Annotated in this window: 15 protein-coding genes; 8 read left to right on the top strand and 7 right to left on the bottom strand. The window is 48.0% G+C overall.

Features of this window, described 5'->3' with window-relative positions; genetic code table 11:
* The first annotated feature begins 69 nt into the window (after window positions 1-69).
* The 4 genes from O3S85_RS03230 to O3S85_RS03215 all read left to right on the top strand — a co-directional run bounded on the left by O3S85_RS03230 (window position 70) and on the right by O3S85_RS03215 (window position 8112).
* Window positions 70-3726 (top strand): hypothetical protein, encoded by a 3657-nt coding sequence (locus O3S85_RS03230; protein ID WP_269537808.1) that lies wholly within the window; start codon window positions 70-72, stop codon window positions 3724-3726.
* Window positions 3716-4420 (top strand): hypothetical protein, encoded by a 705-nt coding sequence (locus O3S85_RS03225; protein ID WP_269537806.1) that lies wholly within the window; start codon window positions 3716-3718, stop codon window positions 4418-4420. The genes O3S85_RS03230 and O3S85_RS03225 overlap by 11 nt, the downstream gene beginning before the upstream one ends.
* A gap of 26 nt (window positions 4421-4446) precedes the next feature.
* On the top strand, window positions 4447-5865 hold the full coding sequence (locus O3S85_RS03220; protein ID WP_269537805.1) for a DUF4886 domain-containing protein: 1419 nt from the start codon (window positions 4447-4449) through the stop codon (window positions 5863-5865).
* Between the two features lie 69 nt (window positions 5866-5934).
* Window positions 5935-8112, top strand: a complete 2178-nt coding sequence (locus O3S85_RS03215) for an alpha-L-rhamnosidase-related protein (protein WP_269537803.1) — start codon at window positions 5935-5937, stop codon at window positions 8110-8112.
* Here the strand turns inward: O3S85_RS03215 and O3S85_RS03210 are convergent.
* Window positions 8109-9071, bottom strand: coding sequence for a hypothetical protein (locus O3S85_RS03210; RefSeq protein WP_269537802.1), 963 nt, complete (start codon window positions 9069-9071; stop codon window positions 8109-8111). The two genes, O3S85_RS03215 and O3S85_RS03210, sit on opposite strands and share 4 nt — an antisense overlap.
* A gap of 661 nt (window positions 9072-9732) precedes the next feature.
* Between O3S85_RS03210 and O3S85_RS03205 the strand changes: the two genes are divergently transcribed.
* From O3S85_RS03205 to O3S85_RS03195, 3 genes are all read left to right on the top strand, one after another.
* Window positions 9733-12849 carry a golvesin C-terminal-like domain-containing protein gene (locus O3S85_RS03205; protein WP_269537801.1) on the top strand — a complete coding sequence of 1039 codons (3117 nt, stop codon included), beginning with the start codon at window positions 9733-9735 and terminating at the stop codon, window positions 12847-12849.
* Between the two features lie 143 nt (window positions 12850-12992).
* Window positions 12993-13958, top strand: a complete 966-nt coding sequence (locus O3S85_RS03200) for a vWA domain-containing protein (RefSeq protein ID WP_269537799.1) — start codon at window positions 12993-12995, stop codon at window positions 13956-13958.
* A gap of 143 nt (window positions 13959-14101) precedes the next feature.
* Window positions 14102-15019 carry an alpha/beta hydrolase gene (locus O3S85_RS03195; protein WP_269537797.1) on the top strand — a complete coding sequence of 306 codons (918 nt, stop codon included), beginning with the start codon at window positions 14102-14104 and terminating at the stop codon, window positions 15017-15019.
* A gap of 346 nt (window positions 15020-15365) precedes the next feature.
* On the opposite strand, the gene O3S85_RS03190 is transcribed toward O3S85_RS03195, so the two are convergent.
* Both O3S85_RS03190 and O3S85_RS03185 read right to left on the bottom strand, forming a co-directional pair.
* The gene (locus O3S85_RS03190; protein ID WP_269537795.1) at window positions 15366-17219 is read right to left on the bottom strand and encodes a sialate O-acetylesterase; all 1854 of its coding nucleotides are present in this window, start codon (window positions 17217-17219) and stop codon (window positions 15366-15368) included.
* A gap of 198 nt (window positions 17220-17417) precedes the next feature.
* A complete protein-coding gene (locus O3S85_RS03185) occupies window positions 17418-18731 on the bottom strand; it encodes a Gfo/Idh/MocA family oxidoreductase (protein ID WP_269537794.1) in 1314 nt (437 codons plus the stop codon).
* 23 nt (window positions 18732-18754) lie between these two features.
* Between O3S85_RS03185 and O3S85_RS03180 the strand changes: the two genes are divergently transcribed.
* Entirely contained in the window at window positions 18755-19600 is an 846-nt protein-coding gene (locus O3S85_RS03180; protein WP_269537792.1) for a helix-turn-helix transcriptional regulator, read from the top strand.
* A 12-nt stretch (window positions 19601-19612) separates the two neighbouring features.
* On the opposite strand, the gene O3S85_RS03175 is transcribed toward O3S85_RS03180, so the two are convergent.
* The 4 genes from O3S85_RS03175 to O3S85_RS03160 form a co-directional block, all read right to left on the bottom strand.
* Window positions 19613-21559, bottom strand: a complete 1947-nt coding sequence (locus O3S85_RS03175; RefSeq protein WP_269537791.1) for a hypothetical protein — start codon at window positions 21557-21559, stop codon at window positions 19613-19615.
* Window positions 21537-21914: an ExbD/TolR family protein gene (locus O3S85_RS03170; protein ID WP_269537790.1), complete on the bottom strand. Its 378-nt coding sequence runs from the start codon at window positions 21912-21914 to the stop codon at window positions 21537-21539. Before O3S85_RS03170 ends, O3S85_RS03175 begins: the two co-directional genes overlap by 23 nt.
* Window positions 21915-21997: 83 nt before the next feature.
* A complete protein-coding gene (locus O3S85_RS03165; RefSeq protein WP_269537788.1) occupies window positions 21998-22456 on the bottom strand; it encodes an ExbD/TolR family protein in 459 nt (152 codons plus the stop codon).
* Window positions 22453-23283: a MotA/TolQ/ExbB proton channel family protein gene (locus O3S85_RS03160; protein WP_269537787.1), complete on the bottom strand. Its 831-nt coding sequence runs from the start codon at window positions 23281-23283 to the stop codon at window positions 22453-22455. Before O3S85_RS03160 ends, O3S85_RS03165 begins: the two co-directional genes overlap by 4 nt.
* Between the last annotated feature and the right edge of the window lie 49 nt (window positions 23284-23332).

The following is a 23332-nucleotide window of genomic DNA, read 5'->3' as shown; positions in this document are numbered from 1 at the left end:
ACGTATAAGTTTCATACTTAAATCACCCCGAACTCCCCCATCAGTCAGCACTCAGCGCCTCAGCCGACCATGCCCCAACCCCAACACGACTTATATACAAAGAAGCCTCAAAAAGGCTTCGCGCTCATTATTGCCTTAAGCCTGATGGCATTTATGGTCATCCTGCTCGTCAGCCTGACCACCTTGCTACAAACCGAGCTCACCGTCTCTAGCAACCTGAACAAACAGCAGGAAGCTAAGCAAAATGCCATTTTCGGCCTGTATGTCGCGCTAGGCAGCCTACAACGCGCCATGGGCCCGGACCAACGGGTATCCGCCCCGGCAACCATAGCAGGAGCATCACAAGACTTACAAAACTACATCGGTGCCTGGGATAGTTCCGCGCCCGGCAATCCTCCTACTTGGCTAATTTCCGGCCAAGCCGACCCTCTCAGTACCAGCATATTCGATCCGCTGACAGCAACCCCCAATTGGAACGCCAACGGTGAGGCTATCGACAGCAAGCATGTTGTCCTGATTGGAGCCAATTCCGTCGGTAATGGAAATGCAAGCTCCCTGCTGGATCGAGACAACAGCGGCCTGCCTGATGATATCATCACGGCCCCCAAGGAGACCATCGGAGATATCGGCGCGTTCGCTTATTGGATTGGTGATGAAAACCAAAAGTCCCGAGTAAATTTAACCAATTCCGAACCAGGCTTTGCCGCCATTGATATCAACGCAATGACTCGAATGTCTTTTGGCACCCCATCCAACAGCGCCTTCCACTCACTGCCAGAATTTGCGAATGTCGATCTTGAAGACAAAGACAACATATCGAACATTCAACGTAGCTTTGACTTCGCGGACCTTGCCCTCTCGACTAACGTCCCTCGAAGCTCTCTTGACCAGTATTTGCACACCTTAAGTTTTTACTCCAGCGGCATTCCAGTTGATGTTAAAAACGGTGGCCTAAAGAAGGACCTGTCCCTGGCCTTTGAGATGAGTGACGGCCAATTCTACGCATCAGAATTCGCCAGCGGCGCGACCAATGCCTACGACAATCTCGTCAATGGATCTCCGGTTAAGGTTAGCTTCTTATTTGAGGAAGATGTGAATAGCAGTAGCGGCGAACCATTAACCGGACCGACTTGGGACATTCTTCGCAACCACTATCGACTCTATAAGCATGTTCGCAATGCGACTAGCACCCCGACTCTAACCGGTGCTCCCTACTACCCCAACACATTCGAGCAAGAATGGCGGCCCGGCAACAATGAGGCGACCTACTCCTATGCCTACCTCTTGAACAGAGGCGGTGCCACCGATGGCGACGGTGATCATTTGACCAAAAAAGTCATCCAAAATCGCGAGGTGACCTACCCCACCAGCCAGCAGCTCATGCCAATCATCCAAAGGGTGCAGTATTACGTCTCCCTGCAAAACATAGGAGGCAATTTAAACCTGGTATTGGTTCCTCATGTCGTCCTTTGGAACCCATACAACGTAACACTTGAAGTCGATGCCGTCCGGGTGATTGTCATGAGTATTGATATCCAAATCAACGTCGCGATCCATGACGGCGACACTGATACCATTAAGACTTACACCGATCCAGGCGGTGTTGAACATGAGTGCCGGGGAAATGCCACACTGCGCAATTACTTCATTCATAATCAAACTGGCAACAACGGATCAGACTTCTATTTGCTACTGAAAAATGGAAGCTCCGATGACTTTGAAACACCACTCAGTTTTGAGCCCGGAGAAGTTAAAATTTTCTCCGCTGCCAACTCGGCTCCGCAACCCCTCTTTGACCATGTCCTGCTAATGAATGAAGGCTTTAACTTTACCGGTGGATTCCTCATGGAAGATTTTTTAAGCGGGCAGTACGGCAGCAGTATTCGTTCTTTTGGGTCTGATAAAAACATTTCAGTCAATAAGATGCCACTATCCGCCTCGGACACCGTGGTCGCAGGGATTCGTACGGATTGGAAAGGCGGCGAAGCTTATCGAATCATTGGCACATATGTCCCTGCATCCGAGTTCCCAGACACCGTTTCCAGCGGCTCAAAGAATCGCGACGACAAAGAGCCCCTCACGACCTACCGGCACTACACGATGCAGGAGGAAGCCATGCTCGAGTTCAACATAAAGAACAACGACAATTTGAATGAGCCCTTTACTCCCGGCGAGAACACATCCGGCATTATATTAACTGGTTCAGCCTTCGCTTCGCGCATAGGTTTGTTTGTTTTCGACTCATACCAGAAACCGGTTGGAGACCCCTATCGCCCCCTTTCAGTCGGCGGATGGACCAATCCCCGCTACTACGTGGAGAAGCATAACTTCACGCATGAAAGGGTCATCGATGTTTCCTCCAGCGGAGGCATTAACACCGTGATCTCTGCCCCCGCAAACGAATCATCGCTACCTCACGCCAACTCCTCCTCGAATAATGCATACTGGGGCGCAACGAACGAAACCACGAGCGGCCAAACCCACGTTAGCATGTTTGACATCCCCACAACGCCACCACTTTCCCTTGTGGATTTCCGGCATGCGGACATACTGCCATACTATCGAACGCCAGCGCATGCGATCGGTAATTCCAGAGCGCACCCGCTGATTTCGCGCACGCTGCGCGCCGAAAAAATTGAAGGTGCTGAGTTCACGACACCAGACTTGTCACTGCTGGCAAATGAAGCTCTATTCGACCGTTACTTCATGTCAGGCATCACGCCAGAAATTGATTTTACACAGGATCAATACAGCGAAGAGCGCAGCGTATCGCGCGTCATTCAGGAATACGCAGATCAATCCGACACGCAGCTATCCGCCAATCCACGAATCTCCTACACGGACGTTCGTATGCCGGTGGCGATCGAAGATGCCCTACTGAAAGACCCAGATACTTTGGCAAGTGACGCCTACCAAAAATCGGCGGCCTACTTACAAATCATTGGAGCGTTCAACGTAAACTCAACTAATGTCGATGCCTGGAAGGCGCTGCTTTCCTCCATCCGAAAGCAGCAAATGCTCATTGCAGATACACAGGGGGACCTACAGATCATCGACAAAGAAAATGCCACCGATGACCGTTTTGACGAACTTATCTTTGGCCGGCTCCATACCCCCAATGACTCAGCTGAAATCGGTTGGCGCGGTTGGCAAAGCCTTAGCGATGATGAGGTCAACGCACTGGCTGAACAGATCGTGGAACAAGTAAAAATCCGAGGCCCGTTCCTCTCGATGGCAGACTTTATCAATCGCTCACTAAAGGATGATGACACTGGTTTGGCAGGTGCGTTGCAGGCAGCCATTGACAATACCCAAATCAACGGCGAGGGACTGAATGATGCCGTACTCATAGCCGTAAAATCTCAGGAAGAAGACGGGTCGGCTACTGCAAAGCGAAATTTTCCCGCCCCCGAGCATTCCATGCAACAGTCAGGAGATGGTGCCAACGACATCATTACACAAGCAGATCTCTTGGCTCCGTTGGCCCCCGTACTAACCGTTCGCTCAGATACCTTCCGGATCCGTTCCTATGGGGAAACGACCAATCCCCTAACGGGCGAAATCGAAGCCACCGCAATCTGCGAGGCCATCGTCCAACGATCCTCAGAGTATATGAACGACTCGACCAACGAGCATGCCTGGGAAATGCCCACTGGTGAAAACATCCAGTTTGGCAGACGCTTCGTTGTAAAATCTTTCCGCTGGCTGAACGAAAATGAAATTTAATTATCTGACATTGCTCGCATTGATCCTCACTCCGCTGATCGATTGCGCTGCAGACAATCGGCAAAATGCCGAGGACTATATTACCCTCCACTTCTGCGCCGCATCCTGGAAGCAATCAATCCGCGAGCCTTTGTACTACCAACTAGATGGCGAATATCTGCCCCTGCGCTTGACCACAACATCACGCACCAGACCTGTCGACTATCATGGGCCTAATCCCATCACCTTCTACGCAAAACAAGCAGACAACCAATACCTACCGATAGCTCAAGCTAACATCCCCGAAGGCTTCAGCCAAGCGCTGCTTTTGTTTTTCCACCAAGATGAGGCGAATGACGCATCCGGTAGATTTAGCGTCAAAGTAATCGATGACAACGAGACACTCTTCCCGAGAAACAGCTACCGGTTCATTAACTTTTGCGCAGATGAAATCATTGGAAAGCTCGGCAGTGAAAAATTTTCCATTACCGCCAATTCAGCCAAAACGATCGAACCGAAGCAGACACCCAATAATCAACTCTCCCTTCAGCTTGCCGAAGTCAATGGGCGCGAGGCCAAGATGATTTATTCCAGCGTTTGGCCATTCCAGCCCAACACGCGCAAGCTGGTGGTACTCGCTCCACCCGATGGAAATCGTATGGAAAAACTCAGCATGGTAATCATCCCCGACTACATGCCGCTGGAAAGCGAATAAGCAAACACCTCACACTAACGAATTTCATGAAGCACGTCTTAACAAATCTTCGAATCAACAATCGAACGCTGGCCGCAATCGCCGCCCTTAGCCTTGCAGTTTTGGTCACTCCTCTTGCGGCCGATAAAATTACCGGCCTATTTGTCGGCAATAGCTACTGCGATTATAACGCTCTCAACAAACAAGTTGAAGCCATGCTGATTGCCAGTGGCGATGAAGCCCTGCTCAAGCGCGAAACCAAAGGCGGATTCTCTTGGAAAAAGCACTGGGAAGGCCCCAAGGCTCAGAAGCGCATTACCGATGAGGAAGAGTGGGATTTTGTGGTCCTTCAAAATCACAGCCGCAGCTCATTGGACAAACGCGCCGAATTTGACGAATATGGTGAAAAGCTAATCGCCCTCGTAAAAGAATCTGGTTCTGAGCCCGTGCTGTATATGACTTGGGCGCGTGCCAATTTACCACAAGACCAAGCCGTCATTACCGAAGCTTACAGCTCTCTGGGAAAGCGCGAGGGTGTAAAGGTTGCCCCCGTGGGCATTGCCTTTGAAAACTGGATCAATGCTCATCCTAATGTAGCGCTCCACATTCAAGACAACAGTCACCCAACCATGGAAGGTTCTTACCTTGCGGCCTGTGTAATCTACGCCACCATAACCGGCAAATCCCCCGTAGGCCTTCCTAACATCATTGAAGGAGCAAACTGGGTTACCAAAGGCAACCACTTGGCCTTTCTTGATCCGACACTAGCCAAGCAATTGCAAGAGACCGCCTGGAGCACTGTTCAAGCATATTCGCCTGAGGCTTATTTCTCCGAAACACCCTTAGAGCCTAGCGCAGCCCCCGACGCGACTACCAGCACCAATAACTACCAGCCAAAGGATACCGACATTCGTATTAACTTCGGCGGTCAAACTCCGCAGGGATGGAATAAAGTTGGTGGCAACTTGAGCCCCGCCCCGATCCCATTAGTCAGCGCAAACGGCCAATCGACCACTTCCACGATTGAAGTCGTGGACGCCTTCCAAGATTATGAAAATGAGGGTGTTGTTAAGATTCCACTGGCCGGCGACGCAATCGCTTTTGATGGAGCAAAGAACGCGACACTGTTCTTAAATCGTGGAGAAAACAATCCGACCGGCGAAGTGCGCCTGACCCTTGACCCTGCCAAAGCTTACAATATTCAGGTTTGGGCATCACGCCATGGCAATGGCCGACGCTGGGCGAAATATACCATCACTGGCGAACAGACTCAGTCTCAATTTCTTGCTGGAGGGAGCGAAAGCGGTGCCGACGGAAATTTCGATAAAGTTCTACACTTTGCCAACGTCAAACCAAGCGCGGATGGCACGGTTAGCCTCAAGGTGGAGTTCCCTGCCGAAGGAGATCCAGTGCGGAACATAGGCGATTATATTTATCTCACTGGCATGATCGTTTCACCGCAGTAATTCACGGACACGATAGACTGGTAGAACTAGCCTAGGCATATAACCCGGGCACAGCTTTTCCGCACTACAATGAGCAGCCAAGGAATAGCATTTCCTCAATGTCCGGCTTGGGCGTGGGCGAATGAAACAAAGGCAAATCAGACCGTTTTGTTTCGCACGAAAATCCAGTTGGAGCATTCAGAAATGAGGCCTCAACTCCAGATCGCAGCCAACACTCGATATCAACTTTGGGTCAACGGAAGCTACATCGGCCAGGGACCCTGCCCAGCACCGAAACAGCAGAGTATCGTCGATAGTTTCGACATCACCGGTGAGGAATGCCTAACCATTGCAGTCTTAGTTCATTACTACGGGCTCAATAGCCAAAGCCATTCCAACGCGCTCCCGGGATTATGGGCGCAAGTCGCCCTTCACGGAAATCAAACGCAACGCGTAATATCAATCCCGCCGGACGCGTGGAAATATTGCTCTGACAATGGTTGGCGCTCTACGCAATGCCGTCGCAGTTGGGCCACCGGATGGGCTGAGCAATATTATGCATCCGAATATCCGGAAGGCTGGCAAAGTCCGGATTTCAACGACCGAGCATGGCCATCAGCCAAAGCCAACCGATACAGCGGCTACACCCTGCATGCCCGAGTAGTTCCAATGCTCAAGGAGTGGTTCATGCCAGCGGAAAAACTCATCTCAGTCGCTGAGGTTTCAGCAACCGCGCCCTTTCCTGAGGACGGCTCCGTAAAGCTAGGGCAAATCCTCGATACAGAAGACTGGAAACAACTTCCAATCGAGCCCTTTCAGTCGTCTTGGTCGTCAGGCGCTGGCATTACTACTCCATCAAAAGACCGAGGGCTGGCCCTTGTGTTTGATTTGGGCGTCAATGTGTCCGCGCAAATTCAATTTCAAGCTTCGGCCGACATGGGCTCTGTCGATGGATGCGGCGCTGAGCGCCTAATCGACGAGCGCCCCCAATCGTTTCTTAAAGGAGCTGATTACGCATGTCGCTGGCACGCCGCAGAAAATGCCTCTGCCTTCCGTACGATCAACTACAATGGCTTCCGCTATCTACTGATCGTTCTTCGCCCCGCAGGATCGACAATTACGTTAAGTTGCGCCGGAGCATGGCGGCGACAGTCTGATATTTCACTGACATCCAGCTTTTCCACTGACGACGAGGAGCTTGCCCGCCTGTGGCAAAAAAGCATTCATACGATAGAAATTGGCACACAGGAAACCGGTGTTGATTGCCCCACACGCGAACAGGCCTTTTATATAGGCGACGGACTTTGGCACTGCCTCTGGCTCAGTAAACTCTATAATGAGCCTAGCCACTTGCATCACTTCTTCGATGCTGTGGTGGCCTGCCAGCACGACGAAACGGGATTAGTTTCACCGGCAATATACCGGGCTGGCGAGCCCTATACATTCCTCCTAGACTACTGTCTGATTTACGTCTGGGGCATTGATGTCTATCGAAGAGCCGTGCCCGTCGACCAAGAACGACTTCATCGCATTCTTCAAAGCGGCGAACGCGTCTTGAAGTGGTTTGAGCAACACATCAACACTAGCGGCTTACTCGAAGTCGATCCGCATATCGAGGCCTCGGGCGGTACTCAAAGCTACACCCAGCTTCTCTTCATCGACCACCCTGGCATGGGCTGGCACATGAAAGACGAACCAGGAATACACAGGTCACAGCAGTCACTTGGCCTGAACGCCTATCTAATCATTGCACTGCAAGCCTTCTATCAATGCGCGGAATCAACCGGCTACCGACATTGCCTAGATAAGAAAAAGCTTTGCACTGCAAAGCTTAGAGATTCATGCCAGAATACTTTCTGGAATACTGATCTACAGTATTTTGCCGATTGTATCGATAGCGATGGAATGCATAAGGGTTGGAGCGAGCATTCCCAATGTCTCGCGGTTCTAGCTAACCTCATTGATACCGAAGAAGCACATGACTTAATGTCACGACTGATTCAGCAACGCAGTGATGCTTCGCTATGTAAAGGCACCCCCTACATGTGGATCTACCACACAGAAGCACTCTATCTAAGCGGACACGGCGATAAAGCTATTGACCTAATTCGCGAAGCTTGGAGCGACATGAACAACAACCCTGCAGTAACGACTTGGTGGGAAACATTTCTCGGCGATGAGCTGGATAGCTTCTGCCATCCTTGGTCGGCAGTGCCAGCCTGGGTGCTTCATAATCAATCTGAGCAATTCAGAATCCTCTCCTGCTAATTGAGATATTGGATTTCTACGATCCACACACCTCGAGTTTCGGCCGAATAGTCGGTATAAACCAGCCACTTGCCATCTTGGCTTAAGGCGGGGTGCGGGTGATAAGGGTGCTTTCTGCGTGATACGCGACCAATGTAAAGATGACTACGAGTCTCCCTATCGATTAGAACAACGTCAGACAAGTTTTCGCTTTTGGTCCTGTCAGCTTCAAGATGCGCCTCAACACCTTTTCGGTGCTCCTCCGGGGATGCAGGCGGGTGGTCCCAGGCTGCGCTGGTGTCAATGACGATATACCGCCCGGAATGTTCGGTATTGCAGTGCCAAGCGGTATTACACTCCCAGATTAGCTTTGATGGACGATCATCAGAAAATGCCTCATAGATACCTCGCGGCCCCTGAGTGCTGACTGCATATGCGACTACCAGAGCCGAGGAGTCGTGAAAGCACCATCTCTCATGTCCTGCAAAGATGGATGCATCAGGGAATTTTCCATTGATTGCTTGCTGAAAAACGCATTTTCCATTCGGGGCGAGCGTCTCATGCCATGCCCAACATCTGTCATCGATGGTCTCCGTGGCACCTTCATGAGAAAATCCTATCCAAGCTGGATCATGTGGACAATAGTGGAAATGATTCGCATACCACGACTTACTGAAAAGAACTCGCTCTGTTTGTGTTGTAATATCGTATTCTACTAGCACGCAAAGTCCGTCATCGCGGTTCTCGGCGATTAAGCAACGTTCGCCGTCCGGTGTGATGCTTGGTAGTCCCTGTAGCTTGCAGCCATTTCTTTTGGTCCGGATTAAATGCCAAGTTCCTTGGCCGCATTCGTCTATGTCAATGTATGCCGCGATGTCTCGATAGATAGCGAATACTCTAGGAATATCCTGGGCAACATCTATGCAGATGGTCGCATTCTCGTGATGTATAACGTCATCCGAGAAGGGAAATTCGGGCAACGGAACACTCGTTCGGTCATCGCAATTCAATAACGTCAGGCAAGGTTTGGCTTCGCTGCCATGTGGCACGTTACAAATGATAACCTGACGCCCATTGGGTAAAAACCCGTTACAATGCGGGTATGTAATTGCAGTTGTTAAACCAAGGAAATGCTTAGATTGTATTCTCACTTATTAACAATTTTTATATTAAAATACTTCTCAAAAAAAACTTAGGTAATTCTAAATCGGCAAACCGATCAGCCAAGCCATGCGCAAGGTAGAAGCAACATTTCAAGTTCCAATCAAGTCAAATTACGAATCTTACATTGGACTAAGATTAGATGATGTCCTGAAGCACATCCAAGAAACTGAACGGCGCACCACGATTGAGGTCATAGGTTAAACTTTAACTACCAACTATCATTCAATCAGTCACGTGAATCATGCAAGAAGCTGGAGCTTGCTCACGCTACGCATTGATATGCGCAGCAAATCATTTGCTTGTTAGATCAAAGTGTAATTTTAAAGAAACTCAAAAGAGCAGCACAAAACCTAATCAAGCAGTCCACCCCTCCTCTCCTCGACACAAGCTAACCCTGGTCAATCTATATTGGTTTTATACAACCGTAAAAACTAAATGCCGGGAATGCCCCCTCACCCCTATAAGTAGATACAGCATATGAAAGCAAAAGCCGCATGGCATCATCGCATGCCCGAAGTCTTAACGGCGCTCTCAATTCTCGTCGCAAGCCCCACCATATTTGCTCAAACAACCATAACCATTGATAATGCCGATACCTCCGGTATATCCCTGGTAGGCAGTTGGAACAGTTCGACCGGAGTAAGCGGTTACTACGGATCGAATTACCTACACGACAACAGCCTAGATAAAGGTTTAAAGTCAGCCACATTTACGCCAGATATTCAAGTTGCCGATGATTATGAAGTATTCCTTCGTTGGACTTCAGGATCTGGACGCCCTGACAACGTACCAGTGAACATCATTTACGAAGGAGGGACATCGCAGACGACAGTAAATCAGCAGATCAATGGCGGCATGTGGAATTCGATCGGGGTATACTCATTTGCAGCCGGAACGTCGGGCCATGTAAAAATCGAAACCACTGGCACTTCGGACTTTGTCATCGTCGATGCGATTCAGTTTGTTCCTCAATCGGTACCCGCGCTGACTGATATCATCATTGATAGCACGGATAGTGAGGCCATTAAAACCGGAACATGGTCGAGTTCAACCGCAGCTTCCGGCTACTATGGCAGTAACTATCTGCAGGATGGGGCAACTGGTAAAGGTGCTAAGTCAGTTGCTTATATACCTGATATACCGGAGCTCGGATTGTATGATATATTTCTCAGATGGACAGACTCCTCAAACCGTTCAGAGGATACACCATACACAGTCTATTCCGCAGATGGTGTGACTGGATTTCTCGCAGACCAAACTCAAAATGGCGGCGAGTGGGTCCCGCTCGGTGGTTTCGTGCTCGATGCAGGAATGACGAATGAAGTCGTCCTTTCCACTGAAGGAACTGATGGTAAGCATGTGATCGCAGATGCGGTCCGCTTCACCGAAGCTGCTCCTTATGAGGTGATCGTTGATAATTCCGACACATCCCTGGTCACGATCGAAGGCGATTGGTTTACGTCAACCAGCGCAACTGGCTATGTAGGCAACAACTACCTTCATGACGATGCTAGTGCAAAAGGCAGCAAGTCAATCACCTTTGCGCCCGAGCTCGATCACGCTGGTTCGTATGATGTGTATATGAACTGGGCCGGAGGAGGCACACGATCCGACCAGGTGCCAGTCCACGTAACTTGGGCAGACGGTGTCACACCTCTTTACGTAAATCAACAAACGAATAGCGGCCAGTGGAACTACATCGGCACCTATTCATTTATCAGTGGTAACCGCGGCACGGTGACAATCACAACTGAAGACACCGATGGGCTATTCGTGTTGGCTGACGCAGTGAAATTTGTCCGCACTGCTGCCGAATGGACTCCAGAGACTTTGGGTGATCGTCTTTGGTATTACTGGAATGTCGATGACTTGCCAGACGGCGCAGTCGAGATATGGGATGACCGCATAGTTGGATTGAAGGGTATTCAGTCTTCAACCACCTATCCAGGGGAACCGCAGGGTGATAACTCAAAGCAGCCAATCAAACAAAACGGTGAACTCTACATTTCAGCCAATTCGAATGATCACCTCAAAATCAAGCATCTGGATGGTTCACCATACCTGCCGCACATCGCACACCGAGCGGTGGTCGTACTCTTCCGGGTCGACCTGACCGGCACTGGTGGTGGAACGCTATTTGCGATTAACGGATATGGCGGTGGCTTGGAGTCACAGCCTAGCGTGCAGTATAATCGCGATCAGGATCGCATCGGTGTAAACTGGCGTTCCATCTCGGGATCAAATGGGATTTCTTTCACCATAGATCCCGATGGTTCCACCTGGCACTGCTTGGTTGCGCGTCGTGAAGACAAATACATTTATGCGTCGATTGATGGAAAAGACATCAATGGTAACCCCGGTGAGACGCAGATCGAAATGCAAGACTGGGCTGTGGCTGATAGTAATATATTCAACCAAGGCATTATTGGAGATTTCAGGAGTAACAATCCGGAGATGGCGCTTGATACCATTATACTCACGCAGCAAATCACCGGTGATGAGGCCGATCGCTTGATGGGTTGGGCCATGTGGCGTCGTGGCATTCAGGATCAACTTCCGACGACGCATCCATACCGCTACAGAAAGCCCTACGCTACAGCTCCGATTGATCAGTTCTACGAAGTGACTGAGGAGGCATGGCAAGCGACCAATAATTTTTGGTCAGATGCTTCTCTCTCTGAAGATCCGTATGTGGGTGATCCAATAGATCTAACGGGATGGTCTCTGGATTTCGAAGACGAGTTCAACACCCATAGTGTCACACACGATGTATTGGGCAAAGGCAATTGGTTTGCCCCGACACACCAAGCTGCTGTCGGAGAGCGAGCCACCAATCCGATTCAGTACGATGAGGAGAATAATATCATTGGCGTTCCGATTGTGGGAGTACCAGCGGGCGTAGGTAACTCCGATCGAACCGTGGGCACGCCAGCATATCATAGCAACCACCCGGATACTTATATCCATGGTAACAGCGAAATGACCATTCGCATGCAGAAGATTGACGACGAATGGTATTCAGGCTGCTTTGCTTCAGTAAATCTCAATGGTTATGGACGTAGCTGGATGTATCCATATGTTGAGGCGCGCATGAAGATCGGTCCAAGTAGCACTGGGAACTACTATGGCGCTTGGCCGGCGCTTTGGCTTAAATCGCTAAACTCATTCACTAACCTTACGCAGACAAATATCGAGTATGATATCTACGAGGGCTATAGCGCCGACAAAAAGGGCCACCATGCAACCTTGCATCAGCACCCTGGAATACGGCAGCTTCCCGGGCGTCAAAGTAGTAATCGGAAAATCGGAAACTACTACGGTATGTATACATCTTCCGCATTTGGAATCGATGATCTATTCGATGGTGAGTTTCATACCTACGGAACGATGATAACACCTGATTGGGTAATCAACTATTTCGACGGTAAGGAATTACATCGCTTTCCGACACCACAGGAAATGAAACAACCGATGTGGATATTAGTAGATCTGGCCATGAATGGGCCAAGTGAGTCACTGCTTGCAGATGGGATTTATGAACTGACAGTTGATTACGTGCGCGTTTATCAAAACCCGACTTATTCATCCGAATAGCGCACCTCATGGCCTTTCGGCTGATTCAATTCCCCATCTAAGGATAGCTTTCGTTGTTATTAGTAAGTATTAACAATCAGTTCTAAAAACCTACTCATTCACAATTGGGATATACTGACCATCATCTCGCTGTTTCCATAAACATGGCTAAACCAGCCCCAAATAAAGTGCGGATTCGAAGCAAGTCGCTAATCAAGGTTCTTGTGATCAGTCTCTTGGCACACGTTGCTATCTTGTTAACAATCGGCGGAGTGGTTATCTTCAGTGCAGCTACTCAAGATTCAGTAGAATTTGAAGCCCCAACAGCAATTCCTGAACAGCCGCCTCAGGTGCCCATTCAAATTAAAATTAATTCCAATCCCACACCTCCGAAAAAGGTAATAGCCGCCCCCGCGGTATCCGTGATCGATATATCAGACATTGAGGTGCCGACCATAAGCCAGAACAGCCGCGTGGCCTTTGGAACTGGTGAGCTAGGAGGTAATTGGTCTACGATTGAAGCCAAAATGCCAGATATAGACTTTTTTGGAGTCAAAACATCGAGCCAGAGTATCGTCTTCGTAATGGATATATCGGGAAGCATGATTGGAGATGAACGCGGGCCGGAGGGATTTAAAATAGTCGCTGACGAAATTCTTAAAGTGCTCCAAAGCATGAGTGACAATGGCAGCCAAACGAAGTTCAACATCATTGGATTTGCCGGAGGAGTAGAAACGCTTAGCGGCAGCGTTAGGGAAATCAACGAGGCTACTATTCAACGAACTAAAAACTGGCTTAGACGTATGGACCCCGCAAAAGCACTGAAAAGGGACCAGACTTTTGATAGCATCGATTGGAATAAATACCAGGATGGCCTGCATGCTGGCACGCGTACCGATTTAGCCTTGAAAAAAGCGTTCTCAATGAACCCAGAGCAGATCATCCTCTTATCTGATGGCGAACCGACAGGAGTTAGCGTTGATGAAATTTTGATGCTGACCGCAAAACTTCAGGAGAAACAACCCAATCCTGTTAAAATCAACACCATCTCTTACCGGAGTAAAGATGGTCGGTCATTCATGAATGCATTGGCAAGTCGTAACAGTGGCGAATACCTCGCTGTCGAATAACATGGACTGCATTGCATCTACAATCTCCGATATTCACACTTCCGGAACGCAAAATCTTTAAATCCAGTTCATCATCCAATCAAGCATCAGACAATTCACTCAGATTTATCGCAAACTAACCAGTCCCAATTTAAATATATATCATGATTAGATGTCTTTTTGCCCTAACCCTCTATGCTCTCATTGCGGCAAGAACGGCGTGCGCCGATCCAATTCCATTCAAGGCCGACGTTGCCTACGGTCCACACGAATTGCAAAAAATAGATATTTATAAGCCTGAAGGCAAAGGCCCGTTTCCCTTTGTCATGGATATTCATGGCGGTGGTTGGTGGAACGGCGACAAGAAACTATCGGATTCACATGTTAAGAGGTATACTGATGCTGGAATTGCTGTAGTAGGAGTCAATTATCGAATGCTGCACGCAGCCCATCGCGAAGGCGTGTATCCGCCAGTTCAAGCATGCCTCGATGACATCAAATATGCCTTACAATTCGTTCGCAATCACGCCAACGAATGGGATCTAGACAAAAACGCAGTGGGACTTACTGGAGTCTCAGCAGGAGGATTCTCAGCACTCTGGCTTGGTCTCTCAGATGACATGGCGGATCCAGAGGCAACCGATCCTGTTCTTAGAGAATCAACGCGAGTGCTGGCAATAGGCGTCCGTGATGCACAAACTTCGATCGATCCAATACAAATGCGTGATTGGGTTGGGCCAGAACTAAAGTATGGTGGTCATGCTTTTGGCATGAACGAAAAAGACTTTGAGGGCTTTCTGGCAAAACGCAGCAAGTTTGAAAAATATTTTCCTAGCATGTCACCCGCGGAACTAATTTCCAGTGATGATCCTGCAATATTCATGAAGTATAAGTTTAGCCCAGATGAGAAAAAGAAAGGTGGAAACTTTTACGTTCATAGTCCCAGTTTCGGCATTGAATTTAAAAAACTAGCAGATTCAAAAGGAGTAGAATGCTATGTGCAGCACCCCGATCAAGATGTCCACCAATACATCGACCAATACGACTTTGTTCTGAAGAAATTGATAGAAAACAAGCGTTAGTTTTCAGCATATTGAATTACATCGGTTACATGATTTTTGAAAGCCAAACGATACTAGCCCAGTATGAATCAACCTTCCAATATTGATCTCACAACTCCCAAAGTGGTGCGCAGGTTCATCAACGCCGACAATATACTAGCGCGAGTGAACGCTTGAGAGACTTGGCAATATACCTGCCGACGTAACAGCGCCCCATGTCATTTGGGGGAATGACATGGGGCGCTCTCTTTTAATACTAGAATTCCAACTGCTCCATGTGCCTTGCTACCTGAGCAAGAAATACACTGCCCTTCTCACGCAATCAAACCGTCATAGTATTCAAGAGCCCCTACTCCAGAGCTCGCCCCTAGAACTCGACAAGTTGACGAAAAAAGAGTGTCGTTTCCCCAATCGTATTTAGCGTGAAAGTAATATATTCATTGGATGGTGCGCCAGCGAGTGTAGTCCAAGATTCGAGGTCTCGAGACCATTGTAACGTGTAGTGAATGTTGGGTTGAGTAGCGAGTGGACTAACTAAAAGAGAAGCATATTCAACTCCAAAACTAATTTGAGGCAGCTCCAATGGCGAGTTTGAGAAAAAAGGATCAAGGCCGAATGCATACTCTAAAGAATTGCTAAGCCCATCGTGGTCATCGTCACCATTCGCTCCCCCTTGCAGATCTGGGAAGAGCGTTTTAACCCATGCGCTAAAGCCGAATGGCATGATAGAAATATTATCGACCAGACCGCGCGTAGCCCGAAATCCCATGCCAGACCAGTGCATAGGATTTCCGTCAAAATCATCTTCATCAATCAATATAGAAATAACAGGATTGCCTTCATTAAGGTCAATACCTGCCGACAAATCTCGCACATAGAGCTCCACCGTTCGTTGGCCGTGCTGATTGGGGTTCGTCCATGAGAGGGTGAGCCGATACCAATGGTCGGTTTGGTATGTCTCCGTGGATAGATAAGTTTGCGAGCCGATCTGGATACGAAAATTTGCTGTGTGGTAAACACCAAATCCGATAGCGGTTTCCGCCTCAGTAAAGACACCGTCAGAATCGGCATCAACTCCCCAGCCAGCAATCAGAAGCGAAGAATCGGCATCGGCTTGATTATCAAAACCAACATTGCCAGGAAAGAAATCAGCCTGCATGGTGCTAGCCTTCTTTAACGGGATTAAATGCCGGCGAGTGCAATAGTGTCCTCCTGTGGCACCCTTATGCCCGGCCGCTTGTCCACTCACATATTCACCCTGACTAGATGTCGCAACCACCTGAAGCGATGAATCAACCCCATCCGTTGCAGCAAATTCATCCTGACGATCTAGCGGCCCGGTAGCATAAATGGGAATTTCAAAGTCGAGAATCTCACGATTCGGTAAGAATGCATACCCTACTCGTTCCCCATAGATGGTCATCGCTTGAGTATTGAAATGCGATTGATCCATGACACCAAGCCCTCGCGAAGAGATAAAACTGGTGTTAGGCAAACTACGTGCGGCCTCCCACTGAACCGTGCGAAATGCTAGGGGTTTTACTGTGGCAACTTCACCAACAATGAATCGCAGGTTTGGCATATTTAAGTCACTTCGCACATTCTTAATCAGTGTAGCCAGCAAATCGCCATAAACATCCGTACGCTCGTTGATGTCGCTTTCACCCTGGTGCCAAAAGACACCATGGACAGTGTAAGTATCCCCTGCTGCTTCAAGCTCTTCAAGCGCGTCTTTGGTTGAATCAATTAATGCTCGATACAGCGGACCGACCAGGTCTTCAGAATCCTTCACAGGATACCAATCTGTTCCCGGCACACCAAGAGCAGTTCCGCCTCGACTAACCTTGATAAAAGCAGGATTTTCATAGTATTCGTTGAGAACTCTGGCCGCACCGATCTCCATTCCAAAAGTATCAGATGGCAATGCGCCACTGTAGCTTGGAGAAACGCTGTATCCAGGCTCGAGCGTCACCCATGTCCCGTATTTGCTTTTATCAGTATTGGTGTATACGGTATTGGTATAATGCACCATAACTCCGTCTTGTTTTCCAGCATATATCGCCAAATCTCCAACCAATTCTGACTTGAGGGTACGGCCATCCGCATTGGATTGTCCAGCTATGATAAAGACATCACGATGCTGTCCAGCTTCAGCTGAAACGAGAGATACAAGCAAAAGAATAGCTGTAGAGGCATGACGAAGTAATAATTTGATTGTCATATTCAGAGGTGGTTTGCGCGAGTCAGATTTCAAAAGAACACCACGCGACTCTTAGAAAAATAAAGGCATCGTTTATTCCGACTCATATAGTTTTTCGGGGTAATGACTTACGCCTGCAAAGGCCCCAGTAGAGCTGCCGGAACCTTTGCACAAGCCGTTAAGCGCTATTGCAACAACATCCAGCTAGCTCGTGCATGATTAATAAACTTTCACGCCTAAATCTGCGATGCGAACAGGCAATCCTGTACTCATAGACTGATTGGCTGCGATGCCAGTAAGAATAGACCAGGCACCATCTTCATGACCAGCAGCACGACCAAGCGGATCATGTTGATACTCATCAAAAATATCGCTCAAGAGGAGTTTGTCCGCACCGCCATGGCCACCTGTATTCGTGTCATCAATAGCGATCTTCTTTGGCTCTCCCCAGTGTGGACGGAAAAGCAATTTCGTTGGCTCCAGAACCTTGTGATCAGAGCTTCCTAGTACATTGCGCGTCAAGTTGTGGTCGGAGTCACTTCCGCTAACGTAAGAGCGCTCCTCAACGTCAATCTCAAGACGTCCTTTTGTACCATTAAATGAAACACGGTAGCCTTCCCATGGCGCGAAAGCCGTCAGATGATAGGTCATGACTGCACCACTTTGATATCGCACCATGACGCCGATATCGTCTTCGATCGAGATACCGTCACCAAAGACATTCTGATCACGCAGATAACCATCAGCAGACTCGCAATCGTAATAAAGCGAACGATGATGATCGTCATTTGTCATATCCATGGCAAATGGATCGCCCTTAGCGTTTTCACTACCAGTAGCACGAAAATATTGATGTGACTCACCACGCTCCTCGGCATTGACCTTACCATAGAAACAAAGGTCGCCCATTGCCATGACGGTTTCCGGCTTACTTTCGATCCACCAGTTAACTAGGTCAAAATGATGAGTCGATTTATGCACCATCAGGCCGCCACTGTTTCGCTTATCTCGGTGCCAGCGACGGAAGTAGTCAGCTCCATGCTTAGTATCGAGCATCCACTCAAAGTGTACTGAAGTAATTTTCCCAATGATGCCTTGCTGAAGAAGCTCCTTAACTTTGGAATTACGCGGAGCATATCGATAATTGAAAGTTACGGTCAATTTCTTGTTTGTACGCTCACGTGTGCGGAGGATGCGATTGCACTTTTCGACGTCCGTGGTCATTGGCTTCTCGGTAACCACATCACAGCCTGCAACCATCGCACGACAAATATATTCGTCATGTGTACGGTCGATCGTTGTCACGATGACAACATCCACATTTTGCTCTTCAATCATCTTCTCAAAATCCTCTGGAGCATAGCAGGGTAAATCGAGTTCATCCTTTTCCTGCCAAGCCTTCATCCTCAATGGATTCGAGTCACACAAGGCAACTAGCTTCGAGCATTCAGCATGGTCACCAAGTATCGCACCACGAAACATCATCGACCGGACTCCGGTCCCAACAATTGCATAATTCTTAACGGGATTCATGCGAAATATATTAACTATAAAACTTGAAATCGGCAATTGCAGAAGTATTCATATATTTAGCAGAATCGAACATGATAAGCGGAAGTCGCAACATAAGATACCTCGCTTACGGAAAGCGTAACTACGGCATCAAGCCCATCTTAAGCAAGCCCCGTGGCTTGTGGGAGTTTCAATTTATTCTTAGCGGCAGAGCTCAGCCAACCACGCGGCAGGGTATCGACGCCAATGTTTATGGCACTAGACTCTATATCGCCCACCCTCTCTCATCCCATGGGTGGCAGGATGAGCCTCAGGGAACGTCGGAAGTCTTTGTCATGCACTTTATGGAAGTGCCTGAAGAACTTTCCATTTGTATAGACGCGGAGGAGTTACTTTGCGTGGGTTTGGATGCCGAACAGATTCGCAGTATGGCTGAGCACATGATAAAAATAAAGTCATACTCGGGACGCTATGACATTCAAACGTCGATGCACTTACAAGAGTTACTTTTCGCCATGACTCGCCTAGTGGCAGATAAAAACCAGACTAAATCACTTCTTCCCAATTCTCACGACAAAGCAAAGCGAGCACTTCACTGGTTGACCGAAAGCATCCACTTATCGCCGACAGTTGAGATGGCCGCCAGTACTGTGGGAGTTTCTCCGACGCACTTGCGACGTCTTTTTCTGGAGGCCGGTTACAAATCCCCGAAAGTAGAGTTAATCCGCTTAAAAATGGAATCCGCCAAGCATGGCCTACTCCAAGGCTGGAGCCAAAAATATATTGCAAATTACCTAGGCTACAGCGATGTCGGAGTTTTTGCTCGAGCTTTCCGCAAAAGCTGTGGCATCCCTCCTGGCAATTGGCTAAAAATGCAAAAAAGCGATTAGCCTGACCGTTCGCTAACTCGCATTTACCGGACAGAGAACTAAAGAAAAATCCATAAGAGGAGCTCCATTTTCCATGCGTATCAGAACCGTATTGTAACCTTCTTGAAAAGTGACTTTTCGTAAACTCTTACTCAACTCCCAACTCTCAGCGCGACTACTCCAAACAAGCGAATCATTAATCCAAACCTTTGAGTAGTCGTCGATGCCCACGGCGATGAGGATATCGCGTTGCTTGTCAAAATAGAGCTCTGTGTATGCGTAGTATATCGCATCGCCAACTTCATCAGGAGGACGCACGAACAGCATGTCGGACTGATGAAAGCGCCACTTCAGTTTGCCGTCCAACTCAAGATTTGCGCTAGGATTTCTGGCTTTTCGGGGATTGCCAGACATTCCGTTAAAGTAGACCGCGTCTAAATTTATTTCAACCTCTGGCTGCAACTGAACACCTTGATATTTATCCAAACTCCAAGGGCCAATTACATACCAAGTGTCAACATAGAGCCAACCTTTACGACTAGCATCTTCTGTGAAACGCCGCCCAGGCAGTGCTTTTGCAATTATAGTCTCATTAGAAATACTTAACTCAGGGAGCCCTTTCGGAGTAGGAGGCTCATCGACATTTTCTACTGAGGAATTACTGCTACCCAAACTGGCCTTCATTACCTCTGTAAGATCAACAGGACGATTCCCAGCCGCTTTCACAACCTGTCTGAGGTTACGCTGCTTTAATTGGGCTTTAGCCGCGGATTCAGGGAAGCGAGTGGTTAAATCGATACCACGCTGTGACTTGCTATCTGGATTGATCTGAGAGACTTTACTCCTGGCATTGGCCCGCATATTCTCAACTTCAGCAACTGCATTACCCATAACCTCCTTGAGCCTATTAAAATCACCGACTGTCTCTGCGGTATTCTCTCGAATTTCTTCCGAAAAATCAGGTCGGTCCTCCTGATCAAAAGATACCTGGTTTTCGCGAGCTTCTGAGAAGTTTTTTTTCGACTTAATCGCAAGAGAAGCGGTACGAGCATTTCCATAAAGCTGATTGATCGCCTCTTCAAGCTTTGTAGCGACTTGGTATAAATCGCTCGTATCCATATCACTTACATTTTCAATCTCATCATCGAGTTCCGAATGATCGGCAGAATGTGGTGTTTGCGCTAACTCTTTACCTCGTGAGGAACCATCCGGGTCCATCATCGTTTCAGCGATTTCTCGAATCTTCTTGATGTTCTCATCGAAACGCTCTCTTACTTCAGCAATACCTTGACTTGATGCTGCGATATCTTGCGTTTCAACTAATAATTTATCTGCTTTTTCGATGAGTGCGATCGACTCTTGAGCACTCGTTGCTTGAGCCACTTGATCATTCGGGTCGCGATCCAGCTTGATCGAAGCATTTTGCGCCTTCTGTGCCTGTTTATCGATCTGATTCAGACGCATTCCAAGACTCTCAACTGTAGCATCATCCACAACATCGGACTTATCAATCTCGCGCTGTAGCCGATGCACGTTACCCACAGTCCTTCCCATCAACTCCTTCAGACGATGAGCATTCACTGCATCTGCTCTCCGGATGGTATCTTGCTCAAGTTCTGATAGATACTCCGATTCAATTTCTTTCATCAAATGATAATTTTCCTTCAATTCTGTGATATGCTCGAGCATCTGTTCACGATACTTTAGCTCCTCAAGCTGACGTAATGCTTTAGCATCTGCTTCCGGAATCCGAATTTGATCACGCCGAGCTTCCTCAATGCGCGCTTTCTCCTCAGAGCGTTGATGAGCTACTTTGATTTTCTCATCGATTGACGCCTTATCATAAGTGATCGATCTCGTATGCAGGCTTTCTGTGTTAACAAACAGCAATGCAATGGCTACATTCAGGAAACCTGCGATGCCCCATATGATTACACTAGTTCGCCAACTGCTTTGATCACCGGTTGTAGTGCTCATCATAAGTCCTTATTCCAACGTTATTTAGCCCACGAAATTGAAGCATATTAAGAATTTCGATGACTTTGAAAAACGGCGTCGCCTTATCTGCATCTAATCGGATACGTCGATTCGGGTCTTCAATCGCGAGATCGCGGAGTTGAGACATCAACTCTGTCATCGTAGTGGCCCTACCCTCAAGGTAGATGCGTTGCGATGGATCAATGCCGATCACTAATGCGCGATTATCAGGCATCAGCTTAACAGCCGATGAGGAATTCGGGAGGTCGATGTCGATATCTCGATTTTCTTTTTTGGTCATCGTTGCAACCAGAAAAAAAATCAGCAGAAGGAAAACCGCATCAATGAGTGGAGACATATTAACCTCTGCCTCTACTTTGGTTTTTCTCAGAATACTCACAATACAGAACCTAGTTCTAATTTTTTCATTATTAGTTAAATCTATTTCGACGTATCGGCTTGATCATTCTCTCGGGTGCTTACGTATACATTCTGGAAGCCTTGGATCTGAAAAACATCCAGTATGCTTATGACTTCCTGAGTTTCAGTCATTCGATCCACAGCCAGTTGTATGGGAATATCACTACTTTGCGCCTCAGCAAGACTCTGCAAATAACCCGAGAGATTGTCTATCGGAGTAAAGTCTATCATTTGAGACATCCTTGTTCCCCTTCGCCCGAGATACGGATTCCCTTCTAAATCCACTCCAATGATCAGAACATTATCGCCTGACTCATCTGCGAGCGCAAGGTCTGCTTCCGGCATGAGAATTGGCACCTGCTTTTCAGTTTTCTTAAGCATGGTCGTGACCAGAAAGAAAATAAGCAGTAGAAACACACAATCAATGAGCGGTGATAATGGCACCTCTGCTCCGATACGACTCTTGCGGCGAATAATCATGCCTGAGGTGTTACTTCAATTGATTCAGAAACTTCTACTTCAATCTGCTCAACCCGATTGAAGAAGATACCAGTAATGATCTGCTCAACGCTTTGATCGAGTTTAACACCCAGTTTATGCAGTCGATGCTTAAAATAGTGAAAGGCGCAGATAGCCGGAATTGCCAGCATGAGCCCACCGGCAGTTGTTATCAGCGCTTTAGCAATCGAACCGGCTAACATTGAGGCACCCCCCTCATCTCCATAAACTGAAACCAATTGAAAGGCTTCGATCATTCCTATCATCGTGCCCAGCAGTCCAAGCAGAGGGGCAACCGATGCAATCACAGCGAGAGGAAAATTTCGCTCTTCCTGGTCAATTATTTCACGTGCACCAATATTTTGAGCGAGGTCAGTTATCTTCTCATAATCATTATCACGGTGTTCGATAATAAACTGAATGATCCGACCAAGTGTGCTGGAATTCTCTGCAGCTAATCGACTGAGTCCATCAAGGTCTCTTGCTTGTATGAATATATCCGCTCCTCTGATGAGTGCCTGTGGGCAGATTTTTCTTTCACGGATGGTAATTAGGCGCTCTAAAGCAAATGCACATCCCGCAACTGAGACCAAACCGAGTGCAATCATCGTAAATCCACCAGCACTAATTTGCTCGAGCCAATCAACTTCAGTGCTATTCAACACAGCATCACCCAGTGCGGCATCGAGATCATTTGAAGCCTGAGCCGATAAAGACTGATTCGCACTTGCTCCTAGAAGCACTGCCAGAATCAGGCAGAAATATAGCGAAATTTTCGGGGTATATTTAGCAACTGTCTTCAACATCATACTTTCCTTATGTTCCAATAATTTTTCGAGCGAAGGCCAATAACAGGGT

Source organism: Cerasicoccus sp. TK19100 (assembly GCF_027257155.1).
In the GTDB taxonomy this organism is placed as follows: domain Bacteria; phylum Verrucomicrobiota; class Verrucomicrobiia; order Opitutales; family Cerasicoccaceae; genus Cerasicoccus; species Cerasicoccus fimbriatus.
The sequence above is the reverse complement of the archived record's forward strand: the minus strand, read 5'-3'. Positions and strand labels throughout refer to the sequence as shown.